At 66.2% G+C, this 10413-nt stretch carries 9 protein-coding genes; 3 read left to right on the forward strand and 6 right to left on the reverse strand.

Features of this window, described 5'->3' with window-relative positions; all coding sequences use genetic code 11:
- Positions 1-1352: gamma-aminobutyraldehyde dehydrogenase (locus tag ACRDPN_RS02835; RefSeq protein ID WP_431445807.1), on the reverse strand; the 1352-nt coding region annotated here is incomplete at its 3' end.
- Positions 1353-1464: 112 nt separating this feature from the next.
- Between ACRDPN_RS02835 and ACRDPN_RS02840 the strand changes: the two genes are divergently transcribed.
- Positions 1465-2844, forward strand: coding sequence for an aspartate aminotransferase family protein (locus ACRDPN_RS02840; RefSeq protein ID WP_431445808.1), 1380 nt, complete (start codon positions 1465-1467; stop codon positions 2842-2844).
- An 11-nt stretch (positions 2845-2855) separates the two neighbouring features.
- On the opposite strand, the gene ACRDPN_RS02845 is transcribed toward ACRDPN_RS02840, so the two are convergent.
- From ACRDPN_RS02845 to ACRDPN_RS02860, 4 genes are read right to left on the reverse strand one after another with little or no spacing between them, the layout of a single operon-like run.
- Positions 2856-3668: an ABC transporter permease gene (locus ACRDPN_RS02845; protein WP_431445809.1), complete on the reverse strand. Its 813-nt coding sequence runs from the start codon at positions 3666-3668 to the stop codon at positions 2856-2858.
- Positions 3665-4546, reverse strand: a complete 882-nt coding sequence (locus ACRDPN_RS02850) for an ABC transporter permease (protein WP_431445810.1) — start codon at positions 4544-4546, stop codon at positions 3665-3667. The genes ACRDPN_RS02845 and ACRDPN_RS02850 overlap by 4 nt, the downstream gene beginning before the upstream one ends.
- A gap of 4 nt (positions 4547-4550) precedes the next feature.
- A complete protein-coding gene (locus ACRDPN_RS02855) occupies positions 4551-5708 on the reverse strand; it encodes an ABC transporter ATP-binding protein (protein ID WP_431445811.1) in 1158 nt (385 codons plus the stop codon).
- Entirely contained in the window at positions 5692-6843 is a 1152-nt protein-coding gene (locus ACRDPN_RS02860; RefSeq protein ID WP_431445812.1) for an ABC transporter substrate-binding protein, read from the reverse strand. Before ACRDPN_RS02860 ends, ACRDPN_RS02855 begins: the two co-directional genes overlap by 17 nt.
- Positions 6844-6967: 124 nt before the next feature.
- Between ACRDPN_RS02860 and ACRDPN_RS02865 the strand changes: the two genes are divergently transcribed.
- Positions 6968-7447, forward strand: coding sequence for an Lrp/AsnC family transcriptional regulator (locus tag ACRDPN_RS02865; RefSeq protein ID WP_431445813.1), 480 nt, complete (start codon positions 6968-6970; stop codon positions 7445-7447).
- Positions 7448-7516: 69 nt separating this feature from the next.
- Positions 7517-9226, forward strand: a complete 1710-nt coding sequence (locus ACRDPN_RS02870; protein WP_431445814.1) for a TIGR03767 family metallophosphoesterase — start codon at positions 7517-7519, stop codon at positions 9224-9226.
- Here ACRDPN_RS02870 and ACRDPN_RS02875 read toward each other — a convergent pair.
- A partial coding sequence (locus ACRDPN_RS02875) for a pyridoxal phosphate-dependent decarboxylase family protein (RefSeq protein ID WP_431445815.1) occupies positions 9223-10413 on the reverse strand: 1191 nt, incomplete at its 5' end. The two genes, ACRDPN_RS02870 and ACRDPN_RS02875, sit on opposite strands and share 4 nt — an antisense overlap.

Raw genomic sequence — 10413 nt, forward strand, 5'->3', positions numbered from 1 at the left:
TGCTTGAACCCGCCGTGCGGCATCTCGGCGACGAGGGGGATGTGGGTGTTGATCCACACACAGCCGAAGTCGAGCCGCCTGGCCATGCGCATCGCGCGGCCGTGGTCCTTGGTCCACACCGACGACGACAACCCGTACTGCACACCGTTGGCCCAGCGGACCGCCTCGTCCTCGTCAGTGAAGTTCTGGACGGTGATGACCGGTCCGAAGATCTCCTCCTGGCTGGCGCGGTCGTCCTGCAGAAGCCCGGAGAGCACGGTCGGCTCGTAGAAGTAGCCCTCGCCGAGGGCCTCGACCCGGTGTCCGCCGGTCTCGACGATGGCGTGGTCGGGCAGGTCGTCGACGAACCCACCGACGTGCGCCAGCTGACGCTCGTTGTTGACCGGACCGAAGTACGTGTCCTCGTCGTCCGGCAGGCCGACCTTCGTGCCCTTGGCGGCCTCGGTGAGCGCCGCGGTGAAGTCGGACGCGGCACCAGGGTGCACGAGCACGCGGGTGGCCGCCGTGCAGTCCTGGCCGGCGTTGAAGTAGCCCGCCTCGGCGATGGCCGTGGCCGCGGCCCCCAGGTCGGCGTCGTCGAACACGACGACCGGGGCCTTGCCGCCGAGCTCGAGATGCGGCTTCTTCAGGTCGGCGGCTGCGGAGGCCGCGACCTCCATGCCCGCCCGGACGGAGCCGGTGATGGAGACCATCTGCGGCACCGGGTGGGACACCAGCGCGCGGCCGGTGTCGCGGTCGCCGCAGACGACGTTGAAGACGCCAGGCGGGAAGAACTCCTGGGCGATCTCGGCCAGCAGTGAGGTGGAAGCTGGCGTGGTGTCGCTCGGCTTGAGCACGACCGTGTTTCCCGCCGCTAGCGCAGGGCCGATCTTCCAGATCGCCATCATCAGCGGGTAGTTCCAGGGCGTCACCTGCGCACACACGCCGATCGGCTCGCGGCGGATCATCGAGGTATGGCCGCGCATGTACTCACCGGTCGACTTGCCCTCCAGCACCCGGGCCGCACCGGCGAAGAAGGTGAGCACCTCATTGGCCTGGTACATCTCTTCGCTCATGGTGAGCGCCTTCGGCTTGCCGGTGTCGCGCGACTCGACGTCGACGATCTCGGCGGCGCGCGACTCGACCGCGGCTGCAAGCTTGTGGATGGCCTGGGATCGCTCGTACGGCGTGCTGTCGCGCCATGACTCGAAGGCCGTCGAGGCGGCACTCATGGCCCGATCGACGTCCTCGGGTCCCGACAGCGGCGCGGAGGTGTACACCTGTCCCGTGGACGGGTCGATCACGTCGTAGGCATCGCCGCTCGCCGCCGGGACGAGCTCTCCGTTGATGACGTTCGAAATGGCTCGGTCCATAGGTCAATCCAACCTCATCGACCGGCTCGGACGCAACGAATTTCGTCATCGATCGCCCAAGATGCGACGAATTCACTTGTCTTGTGAACCGATGCCTCGTGATAATGGCGACATGGATCAGCGCGACGACTACGACCACCTTCAGAAGGCCGGCAAGAGGCATCTCTGGATGCACTTCTCCCGCCACGGTGTCTACGACGACGACCACGACATCCCGGTGATCGTCAAGGGCGACGGGATGTACATCTGGGACTCGCGGGGCAAGCGCTATCTCGACGCGCTCGCGGGTCTGTTCGTCGTGCAGGTCGGCCATGGTCGCCAGGAGCTCGCCGAGGCCGCCGCCAAGCAGGCCGGCGAGCTGGCGTTCTTCCCGATCTGGACGTTCGCCCATCCCATGGCCATCGAGCTGGCCGAGCGCATCGCGACCTACACACCGGGCGACCTCAACCGCGTCTTCTTCACATCCGGCGGCGGCGAGGCCGTGGAGACCGCGTGGAAGGCCGCGAAGCAGTACTTCAAGCTGACCGGCAGGCCCACCAAGACCAAGGCGATCAGCCGGCAGATCGCCTACCACGGCACGCCCCACGGGGCGTTGTCGATCACCGGCATCCCGTCCCTGAAGGAGGCGTTCGAGCCGCTGGTGCCGACCACCGTGCACGTGCCCAACACGAACTTCTACCGCGCTCCAGAGCATGGTGACGACGTGGAGGCGTTCGGCCGCTGGGCCGCCGACCAGATCGAGGAGGCGATCATCGCCGAGGGTCCCGACACGGTCGCCGCCGTGTTCCTCGAGCCGGTGCAGAACGCGGGCGGATGCTTCCCGCCACCGCCGGGCTACTTCCAGCGCGTGCGCGAGATCTGCGACCGGCACGAGGTGCTGCTCGTCTCCGACGAGGTGATCTGCGCATTCGGCCGGCTCGGCGACATGTTCGGCTCCAACCGCTACGGCTATGTGCCGGACATGATCACCTGCGCCAAGGGGCTGACGTCCGGATACTCCCCGCTGGGCGCGATGATCGCCTCCGACCGGGTGATGGAGCCGTTCCTTCAGGGTACGAACAGCTTCGCGCACGGGTACACGTTCGCTGGCCATCCGGTCTCGACCGCTGTGGCCATGGCCAACCTCGACATCTTCGAGCGCGAGAAGCTCAACGAGCAAGTCAGGGAGACCGAAGGCGCGTTCCGCGGGACGCTCGAGAAGCTGCTCGACCTCGACATCGTCGGCGACGTACGCGGCGACGGGTTCTTCTACGGCATCGAGCTCGTCAAGGACAAGGCCACCAAGGAGACGTTCAACGACGCCGAGTCCGAGAAGCTCCTGCGCGGCTTCCTGTCCAAGGCGCTGTTCGACCACGGTCTCTACTGCCGGGCCGACGACCGTGGCGACCCCGTCATCCAGCTCTCGCCGCCCCTCATCGCCGAGCAGAGCCACTTCGACGAGATGGAGCAGACCCTGCGCAGCGTCCTCACGAAGGCGCAGAGCCTTCTCTAGGGGGACGCGCCCTAAGCCTCGCGGCGACGTCGGCCGAGCTCGCCGGCCAGGACGATCGAGATGGCGATGAGGAACATCAGCGTCCCGATGACGTTCACCTGCATCGGCACGCCGCGCTGAGCGGCCCCCCAGACGAACATCGGGAACGTCAGCTCCTGACCCGCGTTGAGGTTGGTGATGATGAAGTCGTCGAACGACAGCGAGAAGCTCAGCAGCGCCGCCGCGATGATGCCGGGCAGCACGAGCGGGAACGTCACGCGCCAGAAGGTCTGCGACTCGTTGGCGTAGAGGTCCATGGCCGCCTGCTCGAGGTTGTCGTCCAGGCCGCTCAACCGCGCCTTCACGGTGACGATCACGAACGACAGGCAGAACATCACGTGCGCGATGAAGATCGTGACGAAGCCGAGCTGGCCTCCGAACCCGCTGGAGACGAACAACGCGAGCAGCGACGAGCCCATCACGATCTCGGGTGATGCCATCGGCAGGAAGATGATCAGGTTCGCCGCGCCGCGCCCCCTGAAACGGTGCCTGACCAGCGCGAACGCGGCTAGGGTGCCGAGGATCGTGGCGAGCAGGGTGGCCAGCAGCGCGATCTCGATGCTCAGGAGCACCGAGTCGAGCATCTGGTCGGGACCGAATATATTCGTCCAGTTGTCGAGGGTGAATTCCTGAAAGGCGTAGACGTTCCGCGACTCGCTGTTGTCGTTGAAGCTCATCAGGACCACGATGGCGATCGGCACGAACGTATAGGCCAGCACCAGGATTCCGAGGGCCAGGACGAGGTGCTCTCCGATCCACCGGCGCAGTCTCTGCAGGGCGGTCATACGAGATCCTCCGTGCCGGACGTACGGACCCAGACGATCACCATCGCGATGATGATCGCCATGAGGATGACCGACAGCGCACCCGCCTCCGCGTAGTCGCCGACCGAGGTGAACAGCTCCTGGATCTCATTGCCGACCATGCGCTCGTTCGTGCTGCCGAGCAGCTCGGCGTTGATGAAGTCGCCTGCGGCGGGGATGAACGTCAGGAGCGTCCCGGCCACGACGCCGGGCATCGACAAGGGAAGCGTGACCTTGAAGAAGCCGCGGATCGGCGACGCGTAGAGGTCGCTGGACGCCTCGATCAGACGGATGTCGATCTTCTCGAGGCTCGCGTACAGCGGCAGCACCATGAACGGCAGGAAGTTGTAGGTGAGGCCCGCGATGACGGCGACCTGTGTGGCCAGCAACCTGCCGTCCGGACCGAGCACGTTGATGAACTGCAGCGTGTTCACGATGAAGCCGTCATCGGCGAGGATCAGCTTCCACGACAGCGTGCGCAGCAGGAAGCTGGTGAAGAACGGGGCGATCACCAGGATCAGCATCAAGTTCTTCCAGCGCCCGGACTTGAACGCAATGGCATACGCCAGCACGTAGCCGATCAGCAGGCAGATGAGGGTGGCGACCCCGGCGAACCACAGCGACCGCCAGAGCGTGCGCCAGTGCTCGGCGAACGCGTCGGGGAAGTTCTGGAAATGCCATGTCATCGAGTAACCAGTGAGCACCGAACCGCTCGGGTCGTACAGGCTCGACGCGAGCAACGTGAAGAAGGGCACCACGAAGAACAGTGCGAGCCAGACCGCACCCGGAAGGATCAGCCAGTAGCCCGTCAGCCTGCGCCGCGACTTGCGCCCCACGGCAACATCGTCGAGCGTCGCCACGTCCTTAATCCTCCTCGATGCCGGCGCTCACGTCCTGGCTCGCGTCGAGCAGGAAGGCGTACTCCGGGTGCCAGGAGACGTCGACCTGGGTGCCGACCGGCAGCATGGCCCGGGACCCGGTGTTCTGCTCGAACACCATCAGCTCCTGGCCCCACTGCATCTTGACCGTGTACTGGGTGCTGACTCCGACGAAGCTGACGTCCGTCACATGGCCGCCGGTGATGACGTCGCCCGGCGCGTCGATCGGCTCCCCTGTCTGAGCGATGAGCACCTTCTCCGGCCGGATGCCGAGCCAGCCCGAGCCGGAGTCGGAGTGGGCACGGTCACCCGGAACGGAGGCGCGGGCGCCCTGCACACGCACCTCGACCTGACCGTTCTCGCGGCCCTGGATGTCCGCCTCGATCAGGTTGGACTGGCCGAGGAAGTTGGCGACGAATGTCGTCCTCGGGTTCTCGTAGAGCTCGTCGGGCGCGCCCATCTGCTCGATCTCGCCGGCGTTCATCACCGCGATGGTGTCGGCCATGGTCATGGCCTCCTCCTGGTCGTGCGTGACGTGCACGAACGTGATCCCGACCTCGGTCTGGATGCGCTTGAGCTCGAGCTGCATGGAGCGGCGCAGCTTGAGGTCCAGCGCACCGAGCGGCTCGTCGAGCAGCAAGACCTCGGGCTTGTTGATCAACGCGCGGGCCAGCGCGACGCGCTGCTGCTGGCCACCGGAGAGCTGGGCCGGCTTCTTGCCGGCCTGCGAGGACAGCTCCACCAGCTCGAGCATCTCGCCGACCTGCTGCTTGACGTTCGAGACACCGCGGCGCTTGAGGCCGAACGCGACGTTCTCGGCGACGTCGAGATGCGGGAACAGCGCGTAGTTCTGGAACACGGTGTTGACCGGCCGCTTGTACGGCTTCTCGTACGTGACCTCGGTGTCGCCGAGGTGGATCGTGCCGGACGAAGGAGTCTCGAGCCCGGCCACCATGCGCAGAGTCGTCGTCTTGCCGCAGCCGGACGGCCCGAGGAGTGCGAAGAACGAACCCTGGGGAACTTCCAGGTCGAGTTCCTTCACCGCGGTGAACGCGGCGAACTCCTTGGTGAGATTCGACAGCCGTAGGGAGCGTGATCGGGCGGCGGCCGACGGTGCGTCCGCCGCGTCACCCACCAATGACATCGGCGTAGGCTCCCCGGTACTCCCGGTCCTTCTCCCCCTCGAGTGCCATGAAGGGGTGGCTGACCGAGAGCGTCTCGTCGGTGGGGAAGATCAGCTCGTTGTCGACGAGGCTGGGGTCGACCTTCTCCATGGCTTCCTTCGCACCCTCGACCGGGCAGATGTACCAGATGTACGCCGCCAGCTTCGCTGCGACCTCCGGCTCGTAGTAGAAGTTGATCCACTCCTCGGCGTTGCCCTTGTGGTCGGCCTTGTTGGGCACGAGCATGTTGTCCGACCAGATCATGAGCCCCTCCTCCGGCGTGACGAACACCAGGTTCTCGTCCTCGGCCGCCGCGATGTCCCCGGACCACGCCTCGCAGGCGACGACGTTGCCTGCAGCGAGGTCTTGAATGTAGTCGTTGCCGGTGAACGAGCGGATCTGCCCGTCGTCCACAGCCTTCTGGAGCTTGTCCATTGCCGTCTGCCACTCGGCGTCGGTGAAGTCGGACGGATCGGCGCCCTCGGAGAGCAGCATCAGGCCCATCGTGTCGTTCATCTCCTGCAGCAGGGAGATGCGTCCCTTGAGGTCCTGGCGGGTGACGAGCTCGTCGAAGGACTTCACCTCCTTGGTCTTCGTCTTGTTGTAGGCGATGCCGGTGAGGCCGCTCGTCCAGGGTGCCGAGTACTCACGCTTCGGGTCCCAGGGGACGTTTTCCAGTCCGCTGATGAGGTTGGCGTGCAGGTTGGGCACCTTGGCCGCGTCCAGCTTCTGGATCCAGCCCGCCTGGATCATCTTGGCGGCCATCCAGTCGGTGAGCATGAACATGTCGCGCTTCGTCGTGGTGCACGAACCGAGCTGGTTCTGGACCTTGGCGAAGAACTCGTCGTTGTCGTTGACGTCGGCGGTGTAGTCGACCTTGATGCCGGTCGCCTTCTCGAAATCGGCGAGGGTGTTCTTGTTGCCCTCGTCGAGATATTCCGGCCAGTTGGAGATGACGAGCTGCTTCTCGCTGGCGGACAGGTCCTTCGAGACGCACTTCGCGGCGTCCTGCTTGCGTTCGGGGGTGCCGCAGGCACTCAGAAGACTGGAGCCGGCGCCGATGACCGCCAGCCCTCCGAGCCCTCGCAACAACGTCCGGCGATCGAGTTCTGTCATGAACGTACCTTTCATCTGCACGACTAATAATCGCAACAATGGGGGTCACCGACAAGGGATTCCACTGCACGCAGTCAGTTCTCTCATGGAAAACGCAACTTCGCAGTCTGGCAGAATGTCCTCCATGACGGATCGCAAGCTGGCTGCGACGGGGAGGCCGAACCTCGACTACACCGCCAAGCGCATCATCGAGCTCCTTCAAGGCGACGGACGGATGTCGTACTCGTCGATCGCCAAGGACGTCGGACTGTCCGAGGCAGCCGTGCGGCACCGGGTCCACAAGCTCATCGAGGGCGGTGTCGTGCAGATCGTCGCGGTCACCGACCCGATGCAGATGGGATTCGCCCGTCAGGCGATGATCGGCATCAAGGTCACCGGCAACGTGCAGCAGGTCGCGGACGAGCTCGCGAAGATGGACGAGCTCGACTACATCGTGATCACGACCGGCCGGTTCGACATCCTGGCCGAGCTGGTGGCCGAGAGCGACGACGAGCTGCTCGAGATCATCTCCGACCGGGTCTCATCGATCGATCGCGTGGTCACCACGGAGACGTTCGTGTATTTGCGTCTCGTCAAGCAGACGTACGCCTGGGGCGTCCGCTGACGCGACACCCCTGACCAGCGCACAAGTAACCGCGGGGTAACCCGTTGCCCTCTGCATCGTTGAAGAGTCATGCCACTGTCGCGCCGTGACCTCATCCGATCGGGTTTCGTGGTCGGTGGCGCTGTCGCGCTGGGAGGACGGTTCGGCTCGGCCTGGGCCCTTCCCGACGTGGCTTCGCCGATGTTCACCACGCTCGAGTCGACCTTCGCGAAGGGGGCACCGGGCGCCGGTGGCTACCGGCCGGTGATCCGGCAGGCCGGCGAACCGCACGTCGTCCGTACCGATCTCGGGGCGGATGCGGACGCCGGGCGGGCCGGCCGGCGGACCGCCGTGCTTTCCTTCGCCCACCTCACCGACGTCCACGTCGTCGACGCCCAGTCGCCGGCCCGGGTGGAGTACGTCGACCGGTTCGAGGACAAGTACAGCGACAGCGACCCGACCATCGGGCTCCTCGTCTCGGCGTACCGACCTCAGGAGATCCTCACCACCCAGGTCGGCGATGCCATGGTGCGCGCCATCAACCAGATAGGGAAGGGACCGGTCACCGGCGCGCCGCTGTCGTTCGCCATCCAGACCGGCGACAACGCCGACAACGCCCAGCTCAACGAGGTGCGGTGGAACATCGACGTGCTCGACGGCACCCTGGTCACACCTGACTCTGGCGACCTGACGAAGTACGAGGGAGTCGCCGACCGCAAGCACTACGATCCGCACTACTGGCATCCCGAGCCCGGTCCGGCCAACCAGCAAGACCTCTACCACACGAACTTCGGTTTCCCTGACGTCGCCGGTCTCCTCGACGCCGCCCGTCGCCCGTTCAAGCCGAAAGGGCTGAAGATGCCCTGGTTCAGTGTCTTCGGCAACCACGACGGGCTCGTGCAAGGCAACTTCCCGCAGACACTCCCGCTCACGGTGGTGGCCACCGGGCCGCTCAAGGTCACCTCGGTCCCGCCGGGGCTGTCGCAGGCCGACATCGTCAAGGCGTTCTCGTCAGCAGACGCCGCTCCCCTGCTCGGTGCGGTGGCACTCACGTCGGCCGACCCCGTCACCGCCGATGCCAAGCGCACGGTGCTGAGCCGCAAGCAGGTTGTCGAGGAGCACTTCAAGACCACCGGAACCCCGAACGGTCACGGCTTCACCCAGACCAACCGGAGCCAGGACACCGCGTACTACACGTTCGACAAGGGCGCCGTTCGCGGCGTGGTCCTCGACTCGGTCAACCCGAACGGCTACGCGGACGGATCGATCGACCAGAAGCAGTTCGACTGGCTCGCGCAGATCCTGGCCACCAGCACCGACCGGTACGTGATGGTCTTCAGTCACCACACCATCGCGTCGATGAACAATCCGTTCGTCGCCACAGGGCTCGACCTCCAGCCCCGCGTCCTGGGCGCGGCGATCCGGACGCTGCTGCTCGAGCACCCGAACGTCGTGGCGTGGGTGAACGGGCACACCCACAAGAACGAGGTCATCGCGCACCGCAAGGAAGGCGCGGCGGCCGGCTTCTGGGAGATCAACACCGCGTCGCACGTCGACTTCCCGCAGCAGTCGCGCCTCGTCGAGCTCGTCGACAACAAGGACGGCACGCTGTCGATCTTCGCCACGATGGTCGACCACGCAGCTCCCGCTGCCTATGGGGGTCAGCTCGGCAACACCCTCGGCCTCGCGTCGCTCGCCCGCGAGCTGTCGGCGAACGACCCGCAAGAACGCGACTCCGGCAGGAGCGGCGCGACAGCCGACCGCAACGTCGAGCTGCTGGTCGCCAACGCCCTCGCCTAGGACCGCCAGACGCCCAGGATCGCCGCGACGGAGGCGTCGACGTCGGCTTCGGTGGTGCTGTGGTTGGAGACCGAGATCCGCATGTAGCGCCGTCCTCGCCACGTCGTCCCGCCCATCCAGCACGTGGCGTCACGCTGAACACCGTCGACGACGGCGTCGGTGGTCTCGTCGTCTCCGAAACGCACCAGCACCTGATTGAGGACGACGTCGTTGCCGATCTCCGCACCGGCTTCACGCAGCTGGTCGGCGAACCGCTTGGCCAGGTGGCAGGTGCGTTCGACGAGGTCGGCGACTCCGCTGCGGCCCAGCTCGCGGATCGCCGCCCAGACGGCGAAACCTCTGGCACGCCGCGACGACTGGAGGACGAGGTCGGCGCCAGCCGGGGTCCCCGATCCAGATCCAGTGAGGTACGCGGCGGTGTAGGACGCCGCCGCCACATGGACGTCCGGCCGTGACACGAAGACGAGCCCTGAGTCGTACGGGACGTTCAGCCACTTGTGGGCATCGCAGCCCCACGAGTCGGCGAGCTCGATTCCGCGGGTGAGGTGTTGCAGCCGGGGCGCCACGGCGGCCCAGAGGCCGAAGGCTCCATCGACATGCACCCACCCGCCGAGCTCGTGGACGAGCGCGGACGCCGTCTCGAGGTCGTCGCACGCACCGGTGTTGACGTTGCCGGACTGTAGGCAGACGATCGTCGCCGAGTCCGGGTCGTCGGTCAGGACCTCACCCAGATGCTCCACATCGATCGCTCCATTGGCGTCGGCACGAACCGGCACGACGGATCGGTTTCCGAGCCCGAGCAGTCGCAGTGACCGGTCGATCGTGGCGTGCCTCTCCTCACCGGCGACGACGCGCACGCGGGGCGCCGCGGCAAGACCGTCCTCTTCGACGTCCCACTCGCGCTCGGCGAGCAGGTGGTGACGCGCGGCGGCGAGACCGACCGTGTTCGCCTCCTGGGCGCCGGTCACGAAGCCGACCGAGGCGCCCATCGGGATGCCCAGCAGCTCCTTGGCCCAGTCGCCGGCCACGCGTTCTGCAGCCATCGCGGCCGGTGACAGGACACCGTTGAACGCACACTGGTCCCAGCCGGTCGCCAGGATGTCGGCGGCCGCCGCCGAAGGAAGCGACCCTCCGATCACGAATCCGAAGAAGCGAGGTCCGGGTGTCGCGACGAGTCCGGGCTCAGC

Origin of the sequence: Aeromicrobium sp., assembly GCF_050700635.1 — a bacterium.
Taxonomy (GTDB): Bacteria; Actinomycetota; Actinomycetes; order Propionibacteriales; family Nocardioidaceae; genus Aeromicrobium.

Coding starts and splice junctions, on each gene's coding strand:
- ACRDPN_RS02840 (WP_431445808.1), top strand. CDS start 1,465: ATGGATCAGCGCGACGACTACGACCACCTTCAGAAGGCCGGCAAGAGG.
- ACRDPN_RS02845 (WP_431445809.1), bottom strand. CDS start 3,668: ATGACCGCCCTGCAGAGACTGCGCCGGTGGATCGGAGAGCACCTCGTC.
- ACRDPN_RS02870 (WP_431445814.1), top strand. CDS start 7,517: ATGCCACTGTCGCGCCGTGACCTCATCCGATCGGGTTTCGTGGTCGGT.
- ACRDPN_RS02860 (WP_431445812.1), bottom strand. CDS start 6,843: ATGACAGAACTCGATCGCCGGACGTTGTTGCGAGGGCTCGGAGGGCTG.
- ACRDPN_RS02865 (WP_431445813.1), top strand. CDS start 6,968: ATGACGGATCGCAAGCTGGCTGCGACGGGGAGGCCGAACCTCGACTAC.
- ACRDPN_RS02855 (WP_431445811.1), bottom strand. CDS start 5,708: ATGTCATTGGTGGGTGACGCGGCGGACGCACCGTCGGCCGCCGCCCGA.